This is a genomic window from Shinella zoogloeoides (assembly GCF_033705735.1).
In the GTDB taxonomy this organism is placed as follows: domain Bacteria; phylum Pseudomonadota; class Alphaproteobacteria; order Rhizobiales; family Rhizobiaceae; genus Shinella; species Shinella zoogloeoides_A.
The window spans coordinates 2740001-2757697 of record NZ_CP131130.1; the positions used below are offsets into that span (position 1 = coordinate 2740001).

Here is a 17697-nt window from a genome sequence, read left to right on the forward strand (position 1 = left end):
GGGCCAGGTGATCGGCTTCGTCGGCACGACCGGCCTCTCCACCGGCCCGCACCTGCACTACGAATTGATCGTCAACGGCAACAAGGTCGACGCGCTGAAGATCCGCCTGCCCGGCGGCAAGTCGCTGGAGGGCAAGGCCCTCGCCCAGTTCAAGACCGAGCGCAAGCGCATCGACGATCTCCTTGGCCACGGAAACGCGACGGAAGTGGCCGAAACGCACTGATATCCGCACCTCCCTGGCGTTGGCCTGCAAAGAGCGCGGCGGAAATGCAAAAAGCGCGGGCCGGGACCCGCGCTTCTTTATTCTATCGATGCCCTTCCGTCAGGCGGCCTTGCTCGCCGCGGTGTGACGCGGCGAGAAGAGCAACCGGTCGGAGCCGGCCGTCACCTTGACGATCGAGCCGTCCGGAATCTCGCCGGCAAGGATCTTCTCCGCCAGCGGGTCCTGAAGGTGCTTCTGGATCGCCCGCTTCAGGGGACGCGCGCCGTAGACCGGATCGTAGCCCTTCTCGGCCAGCCAGTGCACGGCCTCCTCGTCGAGGTCGAGAACAATCTTGCGATCCACCAGCAGCTTGCGCAGGCGCTCCAGCTGGATGTCGACGATCGCGCCCATTTCCGACCGCCGCAGGCGATGGAACAGGATGATCTCGTCGACGCGGTTCAGGAATTCCGGCCGGAATGCCATCTTGACGACATCCATCACCTGGTCGCGGACCGTATCGCTGTCCTCGTTTTCGCCGAGCGCCGTCAGATATTCGGCGCCCAGGTTCGAGGTCATGATGATCATCGTGTTGCGGAAGTCCACGGTGCGGCCCTGGCCATCGGTCAGGCGGCCGTCGTCGAGGACCTGCAGCAGCACGTTGAAGACATCGGGATGCGCCTTCTCGATCTCGTCGAACAGCACGACCTGATAAGGCCGGCGGCGGACGGATTCGGTGAGCGCACCGCCTTCCTCATAGCCGACATAGCCGGGAGGCGCGCCGATCAGCCGGGCAACGGAGTGCTTCTCCATATATTCCGACATGTCCATGCGCTGGATCGCCGTCTCGTCGTCGAAGAGGAAGCGGGCAAGCGCCTTGGTCAGCTCCGTCTTGCCGACGCCGGTGGGCCCGAGGAAGATGAACGAGCCGATCGGCCGGTTCGGATCCTGCAGGCCGGCGCGGGCGCGGCGGACGGCGCGGGAGACCGCCTGGACGGCATCGCCTTGCCCGACGACCCACTTGCCGAGTTCGTCTTCCATGCGCAGCAGCTTGTCGCGCTCGCCTTCCAGCATCTTGTCCACGGGAATGCCCGTCCAGCGGGAGACCACATGGGCAATGTTGTCGGGGGTCACGACCTCCTGCACCATTGGATCGATATCGCTCGCATCACGGCCTTCGGCCTCCTCCAGCTCCTTTTCGAGCTTCGGGATGATGCCGTAGGCAAGCTCACCGGCGCGCTGGAACTCACCCTTGCGCTGGGCAATGGCCAGTTCGTTGCGCAGCTCGTCGAGCTGGCGCTTCAGGTCGGCGGCGCGGCCGAGCTTGGACTTTTCCGCCTGCCAGCGCGCGGTGAGCGCATCGGCTTCCTCTTCCAGCGCGGCAAGGTCGATCTCGAGCTTTTCGAGTCGGTCCTGCGACGAGCGGTCGGTCTCCTTCTTCAGGGCCTCGCGCTCGATCTTGAGCTGGATGATGCGGCGGTCGAGTTCATCGAGCTCTTCCGGCTTGGAATCGACCTGCATACGCAGCCGCGAGGCGGCTTCGTCCATCAGGTCGATCGCCTTGTCCGGCAGGAAGCGATCCGTGATGTAGCGGTTGGAAAGCGTCGCGGCGGCAACGAGGGCCGAATCGGAGATGCGGACCTTGTGGTGCTGCTCGTACTTTTCCTTCAGGCCGCGCAGGATCGAGATCGTGTCCTCGACAGTCGGCTCGTCCACCATGACGGGCTGGAACCGGCGAGCGAGCGCGGCGTCCTTCTCGACATGCTTGCGGTACTCGTCGAGCGTGGTCGCGCCGACGCAGTGCAGCTCGCCGCGGGCAAGCGCGGGCTTCAGCAGGTTGGAGGCGTCCATAGCCCCATCCGCCTTGCCGGCGCCGACCAGCGTGTGCATCTCGTCGATGAACAGGATGATCTCGCCGTCTTCCGCCTGCACTTCGGCAAGCACGGCCTTCAGGCGCTCCTCGAATTCGCCGCGATATTTCGCACCGGCGATCAGCGCGCCCATGTCGAGCGCCATCAGCTTCTTGTCCTTCAGGCTTTCCGGCACGTCACCATTGACGATGCGCAGCGCAAGGCCCTCGGCGATGGCGGTCTTGCCGACGCCGGGCTCGCCGATGAGGACAGGGTTGTTCTTCGTGCGGCGCGACAGGACCTGGATCGTGCGGCGGATTTCGTCGTCACGGCCGATCACGGGATCAAGCCGGCCTTCCCGCGCATCCGCTGTGAGGTCGCGGGCGAATTTCTTCAACGAATCGAAGCCCTGCTCGGCGCTCGCCGTATCAGCGGTGCGGCCCTTGCGAATGTCGTTGATCACCTGGTTGAGCGACGTCGGCGTCACGCCGGCCTTGGCAAGGATTTCCGAGGTCGCGGCGGACTTCTCGATAGCGAGCGCCAGCAGCAGGCGTTCGACGGTGACGAAGCTGTCACCGGCCTTCTTGGCGGCTTCCTCCGCGGTGGAGAAGACCTTCGCGAGCGGCTGGGCGAGGTAGACCTGCCCGTTGCCGCCGGAAACCTTCGGCAGCTTGGCAAGTGCGGCATCGTTGGCGATCCGCGCGTCGCGCGCATTGCCGCCGGCCCGCTCGATCAGCGAGGTCGCCATGCCCTGCTCGTCATCGAGCAGGACCTTCAGAACGTGTTCGGGCGTGAACTGCGGATTGCCGTCCGCAAGCGCCTTGGTCTGGGCAGATTGCAGGAACCCGCGAACGCGTTCGGAGTATTTTTCGATATTCATCATCTACCTCCATAACTCGGCCGGCCCATCAGGCACCGGTCGACGATTCAGGATAGGGCTCCCGTCAAGGCAAGCCCTTCATGGTGCGGTCGCCGGCTCGGGCCGGGCAACCGCCTGAAGCGAATATGGTGGAGGGATTTTCGGAATTAAAGGGAGCGGCCTGCCGGCGGAAACAGATTTTTCGGAACGCTGGTTGCGCAAACGCAAGAACCCGGCGCAAGGCCGGGTTCTTCATGGATCGATGGAACGGAAGCTTATTCCGAAGCCGCTTCCAGTGCCGGGGCATCGCCGTCGGATGGCTGATCACCTTCGGCCGCCTGGCCTTCGCCGCGGCGCGGGCGACGCGGGCGGGCCGCATTGCGGCGGCGCGGCGCGCGGCCGCCTGCCGGAGCGGCGGCATCCTCGTCGAGGGCGACCTCGGCGGGCGTGCCCTCGATCACCGGCTGCGGGCCGGAGCCGTCATCGACGACGACCGGCTGCTCCACCTGAGCGGCGGCAACGGGTGCCTGCTCCTCGACGGGCGTCGAATCGATTTCGTCGTGATCGCGGTCGAAGCCGTCACGATCGTTGAAATCGCCGCGGTCGGCATTGTCGGAGCGCTCGTCACGCGGGAAGCGTTCCTGCATCTGCGCCTGTGCGGCAGCAATGATGCGGTTGTAGTGCTCGGCGTGCTGGAGATAGTTCTCCGCCATGACACGGTCGCCGGCGCTCTGGGCGTCCCGGGCAAGCGCAGAGTATTTCTCGGCGATGTGCTGGGCTGTGCCCCTGATCTTCACGTCCGGACCCGAGCTGTCGTAGGTCCGCGTCAGGGGATTGCCGCCCTTGCGGTGGTTGTTGTTGTTATTATTGTTATTATTGTTGTTGTTACGCCCGCGGCCGCGCTTGTTTTGCTGTCCTGGCCTCATATGTCACTCACCTAACGTATCGTGTCTTGATGATTCATGTGTCTGCAGGCTTGATCGGGACACGCCAGATCAAGCATCCTTACCTGCGGGCAAACCACGCCGGTCGGTGGTCCTGTCGCCGTAAGACGTCAAATTAACAGGTACCCGCACAGGGCAGTCTCAACCCTAGCAACTCTTCGAGAGAGCAATCCTCGCGATCGGGTCATACAGGATCGAATCCCTTACGCATGACCTCTTGCCCAGTGCGTGGCCGCAAACTATCCCGCTTCCTTCACAATTCCAAGCCTTTTCTTTGCGGCTGCGAAATTTGCTGCACTTGCGCAGCGAAATCACACAGTTCCTGCTCTTGTGAAGACGAGAACGCGGTCGTTGCCGCCAAGATCCTGCACCGCCTCGATGCGCGCGAAACCCTGTTCGCGCATGATCGCGGTGACCTGGTCCTTCTGGTCGTAACCGATCTCGTAAGCCACCAGGCCGTTTTCCCGAAGATGAGCACCCGCACCCGCCGCAATGGCCCGATAGGCATCCAGCCCGTCGTCTCCGCCATCCAGCGCAAGGATCGGATCGTGGAGCCGGACTTCCTCGTCCAGCGTTCCGACTACGGAGCGGACGATATAGGGCGGATTTGACACGATGATGTCGAACGCCCCGGCCACGGCTGCAAACCAGTCGCTCTCGACCGTCTCGAAGCGGTCGGCGACGCCGTTGATATCGGCATTGCGCCGCGCCGTTTCAAGGGCTCCCGTCGAAAGATCGGCGCCGATCCCGGTCGCGCCGGGTACGAGGTCGAGAAGCGCAAGGCAGATCGCGCCGGTTCCCGTGCCGAGATCGAGGATCCGGCAGCCGTCACCCGCGACCATTCTCAACGCATGGGGCACGAGCGCGTCGACGAGGACTTCCGTATCCGGCCGCGGCTCCAGCGTTTCGGGGGAAAGCATGAGGTCGAGCCGCGAAAAGGCCCGGTGGCCGAGGATGCGGTGCACCGGCTCGCGCGCCACGCGCCGCGCCAATGCATCCTCGATCACCGCTCTTTCGGACGCATCCAGCAGGCGCGCGCCATCGGTGACGAAGGCGGTAGAAGAAAGCTTGAGAAGGCCGGCGATCAGCAGCCGCGCATCCTGCGCGCCGTCCGCAATGCCCGCCTCGCAAAGCCGGCGCCGTGCCGCCGCCAGCGTTTCGGCGAGCGTCGCGCCGCTCATCGGCCCTGTTCGCCGAGCTGCGCCAGCTGACCGGCCTGATAGTCCGCCAGCAGCGCATCGACCACTTCGTCGATTTCGCCGATCATCATCCGGTCGAGCTTGTAGAGCGTCAGGTTGATGCGGTGATCGGTGACGCGGCCCTGCGGAAAATTATACGTGCGAATGCGCTCGGAACGGTCGCCCGAGCCGACCTGGCTCTTGCGGTCGGCCGAACGCTCGCTGTCGGCGCGCTGGCGCTCCATGTCGTAGAGCCGCGAACGCAGGATCTGCATCGCCTTGGCGCGGTTCTGGTGCTGCGACTTTTCCGAGCTCGTCACGACGAGGCCCGTCGGCAGGTGGGTAATGCGCACGGCCGAGTCCGTCGTGTTGACGTGCTGGCCGCCGGCACCGGAAGAGCGCATCGTGTCGATGCGAATGTCTTCCGGCCGGATCTCGATGTCGATTTCCTCGGCTTCCGGCAGAACGGCGACCGTGGCGGCGGAGGTGTGGATACGCCCGCTCGCCTCCGTCTCCGGCACGCGCTGGACACGGTGCACGCCCGATTCGAACTTCAGCTTGGCGAAGACGCCGCGCCCAGTGATCGTCGCGATGATTTCCTTGAAGCCGCCGGCCTCGCCTTCGCTTGAGGAGATGACCTCCACCTTCCAGCCATGCGCGGCGGCGTAGCGCTCGTACATGCGGAAGAGATCGCCGGCGAACAGCGCCGCTTCGGAGCCGCCCGTGCCGGCGCGGATTTCGAGGATCGCGCTCTTCTCGTCGGCCGCGTCCTTGGGGAGAAGCAGGATCTGCATCTCCTTTTCCAGGCCTTCGAGCCGTTCCTTCAGGTCCGGCAGTTCCATTTCCGCAAGATCGCGCATCTCCCGATCCGTTGCCTTGTCGGCAAGCAATACTTCAAGGTCGACGATCTCGCCATTCACCTTCTCGTATTCGCGCACCTTCGCGACGACGGGCTGAAGCTCGGAATATTCCGAGGCGAGACGCACATAGGTCTCCGAATCCGGCCCCGCCGACATGCGCGCCTCGATCTCGCCGAAACGGCGTTCAAGTTCGCGCATCTTTTCAACGGGAAGCTTCGCCACCGTTCAACTCCAGTCAGATCTTTAAAGCGGAATGCCGTTCTCGGCCGCAAAGTCGGTGAGAATCTGGCGAATGGACGCCGTCGGCTTCAAATCGTCGATGGCCGGGGTCAGCACCGCCTCCAGCTTGCCCGCGTCGAGCGCCAGAAGCATGGATTTCACCGGCCCGATCGCCGCCGGCGACATGGAGACCGAACGGAAGCCGATGCCGAGCAGCGCCATGGCGGAAATCGGCTTGCTCGCCATCTCGCCGCAAAGCGTCACGGACGTGTCGTTGCGGATGCCGGCGCGCACGATGTCGCGCAGGATGCGCAGGAACGGCCGGCCGAGCGTATCGAAACGGTCGGAGACGCGGGCATTGCCCCGGTCCACCGCCATCGCGAACTGGAAGAGATCGTTCGAGCCGACCGAGACGAAATCGACCTCCGCCATCAGCTCGTCGAGCTGCCAGAGCAGCGACGGCACTTCCAGCATGGCGCCGAACTGCAGTTTTTTCGGCAGTTGCTCGCCGAGCTTGGACTGGCGTTGGATCTCCTTCTGCAGGAGATCGCGGACCTCGCGGAGCTCGGAAACCTCCGTCACCATCGGCAGCATCAGCCGGAGATCGGCCCCGGCCGTCGCCCGCAGCATGGCGCGAAGCTGGGTGCGCAGAAGGCCCGGCCGGTCGAGCGACAGGCGGATGGCGCGCCAGCCGAGCGCCGGGTTCTCTTCCTCCGCCGCGCGGAAATAGGGCACGACCTTGTCGCCGCCGATATCCAGCGTGCGGAAGGTGACGGGGCGCCCGCCCGCATGCTTCAGCACATTGCGGTAAAAGGCTTCCTGCTCTTCCGCCTTCGGCATGGTCGAGGCGATCATGAACTGGAGCTCGGTGCGGAAGAGGCCGATGCCGGATGCGCCCGATTCGTTGAGATGCGGCAGGTCGACCAGAAGGCCGGCATTCATCTGGAGATTGATCTCGCAGCCGTCCTTCGTGACCGGCTCGACGGCCCGCAGCGCCCTGTACTGTTCCTGCCGGCGGGCGCGGAACCGCACCTTCTCCTCGTAGGAACGCTGAAGATCGGGAAGCGGCCGCAGATGCACCCGGCCATCGTCCCCGTCGATGATGATGGGATCGCCGTTTTCCGCAAGCGCCACCGCACCGGCCGCCTGGCCGACGACCGGAATACCCATGGCCCGCGCGACGATCACCACATGGCTCGTCACCGCGCCTTCCTCCAGCACGAGGCCGCGCACGTTCTCGCGCGGATAGTCGAGCAGCTCGGCCGCGCCCATGGCGCGCGCGACGACAATCGCGTCGTTGGGGAAGCTGCTCGCCGAAAGCTTGGCGCCATAGCCGGTAAGCTGGCGCAGGAGGCGGTTCGCAAGATCGTCGAAATCGTGCATGCGCTCGCGCAGATAAGGATCCGTCAGGCGGATCATGCGCGCCTTGGTCTCGCTCTGTACACGCTCGACCGCCGCTTCCGCCGTCAGGCCGTTGCGGATCGCCTCTTCGAGCTTCCTCACCCAGCCGCGGTCATGGGCGAACATGCGGTAGGTCTCCAGCACCTCGCGGTGCTCGCCCTCCATGGAAATCTCGCGGCGCGACAGCATGTCGTCGATGGAGATGCGCAGCGAACCGAGCGCCTCGGCAAGCCGGCCGAGTTCATGCTCGGAATCTTCGTTGAGCAGGTTCGTGACGACGATGCGCGGCTCGTGCAGCACGACATAGCCGAGGCCGATACCTTCGCCGAAGCTCGACCCCTCGATGCCCACGGGGCGGGAAAGATCGAGCTCGAGGCCGGGCTTGGTGAGCTTCTTCAGCTCGCCCGTCGCCACCATCTCGGCGATCACCATCGCCGTCGTCTCGAGCGCCTCGACCTCGTCTTCGCGATAGGTCCGGCTTGCCTTGTTCTGCACGACGAGAACGCCGAGCGCCCGGCCGGTGCGCAGGATCGGAACGCCGAGGAAGGAGTGATAGATCTCCTCGCCCGTTTCCGGCAGATAGGTGAAGGCGGGGTGCGACTGGGCGTCGGAAAGGTTCAGCGGCCGCGCGGAGGCCGCGATGGTGCCGACGAGGCCCTGGCCCATCTTGAGCTGGGCAAGGTGCACGGCGCCGGGATTGAGGCCTTCGGTGGCATAGAGTTCGAGAACGCCGTCGGAGCGCAGCACATAGACGGAACACACCTCCGCGACCATGTTCTGCGCGATCTGGCGCACGATCTGGTCAAGGCGCTCCTGCGGCTCGAGCGGCTCCGCCATCAGTTCGCGCAGCCGCTTGAGAAGAACGCGCGGACCCGCGGAGAGGTCTCTCATCGCGTGGCGTCTCCCGAAAATGTCGTTACCCGCCGGCGCACCCGGGGCCGGCGATCAAAGATCGGCGCCGAGTCGGCCGGTTCTTACTTCTTATCGAGACCGTAGACGGAATGCAAAGTCCGAACGGCGAGTTCGGCATAGGGGCCGTCGATCAGGATGGAAATCTTGATCTCGGAGGTGGTGATCGCCTTGATGTTGATGCCCTTCTCGGCAAGCGCACGGAAGGCGGAGGCGGCAACGCCCGCATGGCTGCGCATGCCGATGCCGATGACCGAGACCTTCACGAGGCCCGTCTCGTGCTGGATCACGTCGAAGCCCACGGTCTCCTTGGCGCCTTCGAGAACCTTGATCGCCTTCTCCATGTCGCCGGAGGGAACGGTGAAGGTCATGTCGGTCTTCGAGCCGTCCTCGGAAATGTTCTGGACGATCATGTCGACATTGATATGGGACTCGGCCAGCGGGCCAAAGATCGCGGCCGAAACGCCCGGCCGGTCGGCGACGCGGCGGAGCGAGATCTGCGCTTCATCCTTGGCATAGGCAATGCCCGTTACGACTTCCTGTTCCACGATCTCATCCTCATCACAAATCAGCGTACCGGGCGGGTTCAGAAGATCGCCCATGCCCGGTGCATCGGGATCCTCGAAAGAGGAGCGAACGAAGGTGCGGACCTTGTGCACCATGGCAAGCTCGACCGAGCGCACCTGCAGCACCTTGGCGCCGAGCGAAGCCATCTCGAGCATTTCCTCGAAAGCGATCTTCTTCAGACGGCGGGCCTTCGGTTCGATGCGCGGGTCGGTCGTGTAGACGCCGTCGACATCGGTATAGATGTCGCAGCGGTCCGCCTTGACGGCGGCGGCGATGGCGACTGCCGACGTGTCCGAGCCGCCGCGGCCGAGCGTGGCGACGCGGTTGTCCGGGCCAAGGCCCTGGAAGCCGGCGACGACCGCGACCTGGCCCTCGCCCATGCGGCGAACCATTTCCGCACCGTCGATGTCGAGGATGCGGGCGGCGCCGTGGGCGTTGTCGGTGCGGATCGGGATCTGCCAGCCCTGCCAGGAGCGGGCATTGATGCCCATCGACTGGAGCGCGACGGCCAGAAGCCCGGCGGTGACGAGTTCACCCGAGGCGACGATGGCGTCGTATTCGCGCGCATCGTAGAAGGGCGAGGACGCACCCGTAACCTTCGGCATGTTCTGCACCCAGGCGACGAGCTCGTTGGTCTTGCCGGACATGGCCGAGACCACGACGGCGACCTCGTGGCCGGCATCGACCTCGCGTTTCACATGGCGGGCCACATTGTGGATACGGTCGAGGTCAGCGACGGACGTTCCGCCGAATTTCATCACGATGCGTGCCATGTGTGTGTACCGCTATTCCAGATATCGCGCGAGCGCGCGGGAGAAACCGCGGGGTCTCTTAGCGGAAGACCCCGCACAGCGCAATGCATGGTTTCCGCAAACTGTACCAATCGGTACGCTTCGCGGACGAAAAGGCCCGCGCGCCTTGCGGCACGCGGGCAAAGGGGATCGGATGACGATGGCCGCGGGCGGCGTGCCGCCCGCAAGCCTTGCTACTTCTGCCAGCTCTTGACGAGTTCGTCGTAGTTGACGGTCTGGGGCTTTTCCTTCTCGTTCTCGATCTTGAGCTGCGGAGCGAGGTTGCCCTTGGCGACGGCGTCCTTGTTCCAGTATTCGAGATCGTGCTCCTCGGCGAGCTTCGGGCCCATGTCGCCCTGAACGCCGGCGCGTTCGAGGCGGCTCAGAACCTTTTCCTGCTCAGCGCACAGCGAATCCATGGCTTCCTGCGCGGTCTTGGCGCCGGATGCCGCATCGCCGATCGCCTGCCACCAGAGCTGGGCGAGCTTCGGATAGTCCGGAATGTTCGTGCCGGTCGGCGACCACTGCAGACGGGCCGGCGAACGGTAGAACTCGACGAGGCCGCCGAGCTTCGGCGCGCGATCGGTGAAGGACTTGTGATCGAGCGTGGACTGGCGGATGAAGGTGAGGCCGACATGGCTCTTCTTCACGTCGACGGTCTTGGACGTCACGAACTGCGCATAGAGCCAGGCGGCCTTCGCGCGGTCGTCCGGGGTGGACTTCATCAGCGTCCAGGAACCGGCGTCCTGATAGCCGAGCTTCATGCCGTCCTTCCAGTAGACGCCATGCGGCGACGGAGCGAAGCGCCATTTCGGCGTGCCGTCCGCATTCACGACCGGCAGGCCTTCCTTCACGAAATCGGCGGTGAAGGCCGTATAGGTGAACATCTGCTGGGCGACTTCGCCCTGCGAGGGAACCGGACCGGATTCGGAGAAGTTCATGCCGCCTGCCGACGGCGGAGCATAGGCCTTGATCCAGTCGAGATATTTCTGGATGGCATAGACCGAGGCCGGGCCGTTGGTGTCGCCGCCGCGCGCGACGCACGAGCCGACCGGACGTGAGTTCTCGTCGACCTTGATGCCCCATTCGTCGACCGGCAGGCCATTCGGAATGCCCTTGTCGCCGTTGCCGGCCATCGAAAGCCAGGCGTCGGTGAAGCGCCAGCCAAGCGACGGGTCCTTCTTGCCGTAGTCCATATGGCCGAAGACCTTCTTGCCGTCGATCTCGCGGCCGGTGAAGAATTCGGCGATGTCCTCATAGGCCGACCAGTTGACCGGAACGCCGAGGTCGTAGCCGTACTTCGCCTTGAAGTCCGCCTTGTTCTTCTCGTCGTTGAACCAGTCGTAGCGGAACCAGTAGAGGTTCGCGAACTGCTGGTCGGGAAGCTGGTAGAGCTTGCCGTCCGGCGCGGTCGTGAAGGACTTGCCGATGAAGTCGTCGACGTCGAGGCCCGGATTGGTGACGTCCTTGCCTTCATTCGCCATGAAGTCGGTCAGCGCGCGGGCCTGCTTGTAGCGCCAGTGCGTGCCGATGAGGTCCGAGTCGTTGACATAGGCGTCGTAGATGTTCTCGCCCGACTGCATCTGCGTCTGCAGCTTCTCGATGACGTCGCCCTCGCCGATGAGGTCGTGCGTGATCTTGATGCCGGTGATGGCGGTGAAGGCCGGCGCAAGGACCTTCGATTCGTATTCATGCGTGGTCAGCGTTTCGGAAACGACCTTGATGTCCATGCCGGCGAAGGGCTTGGCGGCATCGACGAACCATTGCATTTCCTTTTCCTGGTCGGCGCGCGACAGCGCCGAGAGATCGCCGATCTCCGAATCCAGGAACTTCTTGGCAGCATCCATGTCCGCGAATGCGGAACCGGTGAACGCCAGCAGCAGGACTGCCGTCGTCGTCAGAAGTTGCTTTCGCATTTTAGTCCTCCCTTGGGGTTTGCGATTGCAGTGCGAAGGCCCCCTCGTGTCTCCCCGGGGCCTCCATTCCGGGTGCCTAGACGAAGCGGAACACGCCGATGGCGTAGACCACGGACAAGGCGAGAGCCCACCACAGGCTGGAGCCGACGAGGCCCAGCCATGCGAGTTGAATGAACGCCGAGCCGAGCAGCGACACGAACAATCGGTCGCCGCGCGTCGTCTCGAAGCGCAGGATGCCGACGCGCGGGGCACCGCCCGGCCGGTCATATTCCCAGACCGCCATCAGCGCGATCAGCAGAAAGATGGTCAGGAAGAACATGGCCGTCGGGAACGACCAGGCCATCCAGCCGCCCGGAACGAGCGGGGCGAACCAGTCGCGCGCGCCGTCCTTGACCGGCAGCACCGTGACGAGCAGGCCCGTGGCGGCGGCATAGATGGCGAGCACCACGGCGAGCGCCACGGGCCAGCGATTGTTGCGGTTGGCGACGGCAGCCATCGGCCCCTCCCCCTCAGACGCGGCCAAGGGCAAAGCCCTTGGCGATGTAGTTGCGGACGAAATAGATCACGAGCGCGCCGGGGATGATGGTCAGCACGCCGGCCGCGGCCAGCACGCCCCAGTCCATGCCGGAGGCCGAGACCGTGCGCGTCATCGTGGCGGCGATGGGCTTGGCGTCCGTCGTCGTCAGCGTGCGGGCGATCAGCAGCTCGACCCAGGAGAACATGAAGCAGAAGAAGGCGGCCACCCCGATACCCGAGGCGATCAGCGGCACGAAGATCTTCGTGAAGAAGCGCGGGAAGGAATAGCCGTCGATATAGGCCGTCTCGTCGATCTCCTTCGGCACGCCCGACATGAAGCCTTCCAGGATCCAGACGGCGAGCGGCACGTTGAACAGGCAATGCGCGATGGCGACGGCTATATGCGTGTCGATCAGGCCGAAGGCCGAATAGAGCTGGAAGAACGGCAGCGCGAAGACGGCCGGCGGCGCCATGCGGTTGGTCAGCAGCCAGAAGAACAGGTGCTTGTCGCCGAGGAAGCGGTAGCGCGAGAAGGCATAGGCCGCCGGCAGCGCCACCGCGATCGAGATGATCGTGTTCAGGACCACATAGATGATCGAGTTGATATAGCCGGAATACCAGGCCGGATCGGTGAAGATGACGGCATAGTTCCGCAGCGTCGGCGTCTGCGGCCACAGCGAGAAGACGCCGGTGATCTCGGTATTCGTCTTGAAGCTCATGTTGACGAGCCAGTAGATCGGCAGCATCAGGAAGACGATGTAGAGGGTCGGCACGATCCAGGAGAAGCTGCGCTTGCTGCCGGCGCCGGCTCTTGCGCCGGCGCTGCTCGCAACGCTCGTTCCGATGGTGCTTGCGGTGGTTGCCTGTGAGGTCATGGTTTCCTCCCTCACGCCTGCTCGTCGCTGCTGGTCATGACCGTGTAGAAGATCCACGACAGAAGCAGGATGATCAGGAAGTAGATGATGGACATGGCCGCGGCCGGGCCAAGGTCGAACTGGCCGATCGCCATCTTGACGAGGTCGATCGAAAGGAACGTGGTCGAGTTGCCGGGGCCGCCGCCGGTGACGACGAAGGGCTCGGTATAGATCATGAAGCTGTCCATGAAGCGCAGCAGGAAGGCGATGAGCAGCACGCGCTTCATCTTCGGAAGCTGGATGTAGCGGAACACCGCCCAGCGCGAGGCGCCGTCGATCTTGGCGGCCTGGTAATAGGCCTCCGGGATCGAGACGAGGCCGGCATAGCACAGCAGCACGACGAGGCTCGTCCAGTGCCAGACGTCCATGACGATCAGCGTGACCCAGGCGTCGAAGACGTTGTTCACGTAGTTGTAGCTGAAGCCGAGCCCGTCGAGCACGCGGCCGAGCAGGCCGATGTCGACGCGGCCGAAGACCTGCCAGATCGTGCCGACCACGTTCCACGGAATGAGCAGCGGCAGCGCCATCAGCACGAGGCAGACCGGCACGCCGAGGCCCTTCTTCGGCATGTTGAGCGCGATCAGGATGCCGAGCGGGATCTCGATGACGAGGATGATCGCGGAGAAGAGCAGGTTGCGGCCGAGCGCCTCCCAGAAGCGGTCGGATTCAAGGACGTCCGTGAACCAGCCGACGCCGTTCCAGAAGAACTCGTTGTTGCCGAACGTGTCCTGCACCGAATAGTTCACGACGGTCATCAGCGGCACGATGGCCGAGAAGGCCACCAGCAGCAGCATCGGCAGCACCATGAACCAGGCCTTGTTGTTCCAGGTCTTGTTCATCGTCAGCCCTCCCTGCCGACACGCCAGCTATCGGCGTAGATGTTGATGGCGGCGAGGTCGAAGGTGACGCGCGGATCGGCCGGGATCTCACCGTCCTCCGGCACGACGATGGCGATCGGCCTGCCGGCGAATTCCGCCCGCACGATCTTCTGCCGGCCGATATCCTCGACCTTGCTGATCGAGACGGGCATGCCGTCGCGCGAAAGCGAGATGAATTCCGGGCGGATGCCGAGCTCCGTCCTGGCGCCGGCGGCGATCACCGGCGAATAGCCGAGGGTGATCGTCTCCTCGCCGACCCGGACGCTGCCGCCGTCGATGGCGGCCGGCAGGACGTTCATGCCCGGCGAACCGATGAAATAGCCGACGAAGGTGTGGCTCGGCTTTTCGAAGAGCTCGGCCGGCGTGCCGATCTGCACGATCTGGCCGTCATACATCACGACGACCTTGTCGGCGAAGGTCAGCGCCTCGGTCTGGTCATGCGTGACATAGACCATGGTGAAGCCGAACTGGCGGTGCAGCTTCTTGAGCTGCGAGCGCAGCACCCATTTCATATGCGGGTCGATGACCGTCAGCGGCTCGTCGAACAGGATGGCATTGACGTCGTTGCGCACGAGGCCGCGGCCGAGCGATATCTTCTGCTTCTGGTCGGCGGTGAGGCCGCGCGCCGTCTTCTTCGCCCAGCCGGCAAGGTCGATCATTTCCAGGATCTCGCGCACGCGCCGGTCGACGTCCGGCTCGGCGACGCCGCGGTTGCGCAGCGGGAAGGCGAGATTGTCGTAGACCGTCATCGTGTCGTAGATGACCGGGAACTGGAAGACCTGCGCGATGTTGCGCTCCTGCGTCGACAGGTACGTCACGTCCTTTCCGTCGAAAAGGATGCGACCCTCCGACGGCTGCAGCAGGCCCGAGATGATGTTGAGCAGCGTGGTCTTGCCGCAGCCCGAGGGGCCGAGCAGCGCATAGGCGCCGCCGTCGTTCCACTCGTGATGCACTTCCTTCAGCGCATAGTCCGCTTCGGACTTCGGCTTCTCGCCGTAGGAATGGCGGATGTGGTCGAGGTTGATGCGTGCCATGGTCTTCTCCTCACGCCGCCGCGGCGGCCGGCTCGGCCATCGCCCTGCCATCCGCGCCGAACGCCATCAGGTGGCGCGTGTCGACATGGACGGTGACGACCGCGTCGGGCTCGATGTCGTGGATGCCGGGCGCAAGCATGACCCAGCGGGTGCCCTCGAATTCGATATGGATGAAGCTCTCCGAGCCCGCGATCTCCGAAATCGCCGTGCGCGCCTTAAGGCTCGCGGAGGCCGGGCTCTGGCTGGAAAGCGAAAGATGATGCGGCTGGAAGGCGATGGTGCAGGGACCGTCCGGCAGCGCAGAAAGATGCGCCGGCACCGGCAGCACCGGCTTGCCGCCGACCTCGAAATGGCCGCCGGTCTTCACGACCTGCATCGTGTTGAGCGGCGGATCGGCGAAGGTGCGGGCGGTCAGAAGGTCGTTCGGACGGCGATAGACGTCGATGGTGCGGCCGAACTGGGTGATGCGCCCTTCCGACAGCGTCGCCGTGTTGCCGCCGAGAAGCAGCGCTTCGGAAGGCTCCGTCGTCGCATAGACGAAGATCGCACCGGAGGCGGAAAAGATCTTCGGAAGCTCCAGCCGCAGCTCCTCGCGCAGCTTATAGTCGAGATTGGCGAGCGGCTCGTCGAGCAGCACCAGGCTGGCATTCTTGACGATGGCGCGGGCGAGCGCCGTTCGCTGCTGCTGGCCGCCGGAAAGGTTGAGCGGCGTGCGGTCGAGATAGGGCGTCAGCTTCAGGAGCTCCGCCGCCTTACGCACTTCGCGGTCGATGGTCGCCGCATCGGCGCCCTTGATGCGCATCGGCGAGGCGATGTTCTCGTAGACGGTCATCGCCGGGTAGTTGATGAACTGCTGGTAGACCATGGCGACGCCCCGGTCCTGCACGCGCACGCCCGTCACATCCTTGCCATCGAACCAGACGGAGCCGGAGGTCGGCTTGTCGAGCCCGGCCATCAGGCGCATCAGCGAGGTCTTGCCCGACAGCGTCGGGCCGAGCAGCACGTTGAGCGAGCCGCGCTCGAGCACGAGGTTGGTCGGGTGGATATGCGTGTCCGCCCCCGCCACCTTCGCGATGTTTCTCAGTTCCAGCATTCCTGTCTCCGTCGTTCCTCCCAGCCACCGGATCGGGTGTGCTAGTGGGGCGCCGCCCTTGCGGCCGCCATGTAGTCTTCCAGCGCGGCCGCTTCCGCGGCCGTCAGATGCAATCCTCGTTTGGTCCGCCGCCACAGCACGTCCTCGGCGTGCCGGGCCCATTCTTCCTTCATCAGCCAGCGTACCTCGCGCTCGTAGAGATCGCTGCCGAAGTGCCGGCCGAGATCGTCCACCGTCTTTGCGCCCTCCAGCATCGCCTTCGCCCGCGTGCCGTAGAGGCGCACGAGCCGGCGGGCATGGGCGGGCGCGAGAAAGGGAAATTGCGCGACAAGTCCCTTCACCTCGGCATCGAAACCGTCGACCGCAAAATCGCCGCCCGGCAGACGGGACCGGGCCGTCCAGCACTCCCCCTTCTCGCCGATCGCATCGCCGATCTTCTCCAGCGCCGATTCGGCAAGACGCCGGTAGGTGGTGAGCTTGCCGCCGAAGATGTTGAGCAGCGGGGCCTGCCCGTCGCCGCCCTCGACCTTCAGCACGTAGTCGCGCGTGGCTTCCTGCGCCTTGCTGGCGCCATCGTCGAAGAGCGGGCGCACGCCGGAATAGGTCCAGACGATGTCCTCGCGCTTCACCGGATCGGCGAAATACTCGCTCGCCGAGGCGCACAGATAGTCGATTTCCTCGTCGCTGATGCGCGCATCGCGCGGATCGCCCTGATAGTCGCGGTCAGTCGTGCCGATCAGCGTGAACTCTTCCTGGTAGGGAATGGCGAACATGATACGCCCGTCCGGGTTCTGGAAGAAGTAGGCGCGCGGATCGGAGAATTTCTTCTTCACGACGATATGGCTGCCCTGCACCAGGCGGACATTGTGTACATCGTTGCGGCCAAAGGCCGAGGAGAGGACCTTGTCCACCCAGGGTCCGGCGGCGTTCACCAGCATGCGGGCGCGGACCGTCTCGCGGTCGCCCGTCGCGACATTCTCCGTCTCGACGTTCCAGTGGCCGTTCTCGCGCCGGGCGGTGACGACCTTGGTGCCGGTGCGGATATCCGCGCCGCGGTCGGCCGCGTCGCGCGCATTCAGCACCACGAGGCGCGCATCGTCCACCCAGCCGTCGGAATATTCGAAGGCCTTGCGGAAGAGCTTCTTCAGCGGCCCGCCTGCCGGGTCCTTCGCAAGGTCGAGCGTCGCGGTCGCCGGCAGCAGCTTGCGCCCGCCGATATAGTCGTAGAGGAAAAGGCCGAGGCGGATGAGCCAGGCCGGGCGCAGGCCGCCCTTCTGGAACGGCAGCACGAAGCGCATCGGCCAGATGACATGCGGCGCCATGGCCCAGAGCACTTCGCGCTCCATCAGCGCCTCGCGCACGAGGCGGAATTCGTAATGCTCCAGATAGCGCAGCCCGCCATGGATGAGCTTGGTCGAGGCGGAAGAGGTGCCGGAGGCGAAGTCCTTCATCTCGGCAAGCACGACCGAATAGCCGCGTCCCGCCGCATCGCGCGCGATGCCGCAGCCGTTGATGCCGCCACCGATGACGAAAATATCGCGGATCACGTCGCCGTCCAAATTCCCCTCC

Annotated in this window: 14 protein-coding genes (1 of these 14 running past the window's edge); 1 reads left to right on the plus strand and 13 read right to left on the minus strand. The window is 64.6% G+C overall.

The window, feature by feature from the left end:
* On the plus strand, window positions 1–223 hold the final stretch of the coding sequence (locus ShzoTeo12_RS13570) for a M23 family metallopeptidase (protein WP_318910073.1). The gene continues 1730 nt to the left of window position 1, outside the view; the window shows 223 of its 1953 coding nt (coding positions 1731–1953); the start codon falls outside the window, past its left edge; the stop codon is at window positions 221–223.
* 99 nt (window positions 224–322) lie between these two features.
* Here ShzoTeo12_RS13570 and clpB read toward each other — a convergent pair whose 3' ends face one another.
* From clpB to glpD, 13 genes are all read right to left on the minus strand, one after another.
* Window positions 323–2929, minus strand: a complete 2607-nt coding sequence (clpB, locus tag ShzoTeo12_RS13575; RefSeq protein WP_318912457.1) for an ATP-dependent chaperone ClpB — start codon at window positions 2927–2929, stop codon at window positions 323–325.
* 254 nt (window positions 2930–3183) lie between these two features.
* A complete protein-coding gene (locus ShzoTeo12_RS13580; protein ID WP_318910074.1) occupies window positions 3184–3834 on the minus strand; it encodes a DUF4167 domain-containing protein in 651 nt (216 codons plus the stop codon).
* A gap of 329 nt (window positions 3835–4163) precedes the next feature.
* Window positions 4164–5033: a peptide chain release factor N(5)-glutamine methyltransferase gene (prmC, locus tag ShzoTeo12_RS13585; RefSeq protein WP_318910075.1), complete on the minus strand. Its 870-nt coding sequence runs from the start codon at window positions 5031–5033 to the stop codon at window positions 4164–4166.
* Window positions 5030–6112: a peptide chain release factor 1 gene (gene prfA / locus ShzoTeo12_RS13590; protein WP_318910076.1), complete on the minus strand. Its 1083-nt coding sequence runs from the start codon at window positions 6110–6112 to the stop codon at window positions 5030–5032. The genes prmC and prfA overlap by 4 nt, the downstream gene beginning before the upstream one ends.
* Window positions 6113–6133: 21 nt before the next feature.
* On the minus strand, window positions 6134–8401 hold the full coding sequence (ptsP, locus tag ShzoTeo12_RS13595) for a phosphoenolpyruvate--protein phosphotransferase (protein WP_119259109.1): 2268 nt from the start codon (window positions 8399–8401) through the stop codon (window positions 6134–6136).
* Window positions 8402–8484: 83 nt separating this feature from the next.
* Complete coding sequence (locus ShzoTeo12_RS13600; RefSeq protein WP_119259108.1) at window positions 8485–9759, minus strand: aspartate kinase; 1275 nt, start codon at window positions 9757–9759, stop codon at window positions 8485–8487.
* Between the two features lie 212 nt (window positions 9760–9971).
* Window positions 9972–11693, minus strand: a complete 1722-nt coding sequence (locus ShzoTeo12_RS13605; RefSeq protein WP_318910077.1) for an ABC transporter substrate-binding protein — start codon at window positions 11691–11693, stop codon at window positions 9972–9974.
* A gap of 76 nt (window positions 11694–11769) precedes the next feature.
* Window positions 11770–12189, minus strand: a complete 420-nt coding sequence (locus ShzoTeo12_RS13610; RefSeq protein ID WP_318910078.1) for a DUF2160 domain-containing protein — start codon at window positions 12187–12189, stop codon at window positions 11770–11772.
* A 13-nt stretch (window positions 12190–12202) separates the two neighbouring features.
* On the minus strand, window positions 12203–13084 hold the full coding sequence (locus ShzoTeo12_RS13615; RefSeq protein ID WP_318910079.1) for a carbohydrate ABC transporter permease: 882 nt from the start codon (window positions 13082–13084) through the stop codon (window positions 12203–12205).
* An 11-nt stretch (window positions 13085–13095) separates the two neighbouring features.
* Complete coding sequence (locus ShzoTeo12_RS13620; protein WP_318910080.1) at window positions 13096–13962, minus strand: sugar ABC transporter permease; 867 nt, start codon at window positions 13960–13962, stop codon at window positions 13096–13098.
* 2 nt (window positions 13963–13964) lie between these two features.
* Window positions 13965–15035: an ABC transporter ATP-binding protein gene (locus ShzoTeo12_RS13625; protein WP_318910081.1), complete on the minus strand. Its 1071-nt coding sequence runs from the start codon at window positions 15033–15035 to the stop codon at window positions 13965–13967.
* Between the two features lie 10 nt (window positions 15036–15045).
* On the minus strand, window positions 15046–16128 hold the full coding sequence (locus tag ShzoTeo12_RS13630) for an ABC transporter ATP-binding protein (RefSeq protein WP_318910082.1): 1083 nt from the start codon (window positions 16126–16128) through the stop codon (window positions 15046–15048).
* Between the two features lie 41 nt (window positions 16129–16169).
* Window positions 16170–17687: a glycerol-3-phosphate dehydrogenase gene (glpD, locus tag ShzoTeo12_RS13635; RefSeq protein WP_318910083.1), complete on the minus strand. Its 1518-nt coding sequence runs from the start codon at window positions 17685–17687 to the stop codon at window positions 16170–16172.
* Window positions 17688–17697 lie beyond the last annotated feature (10 nt).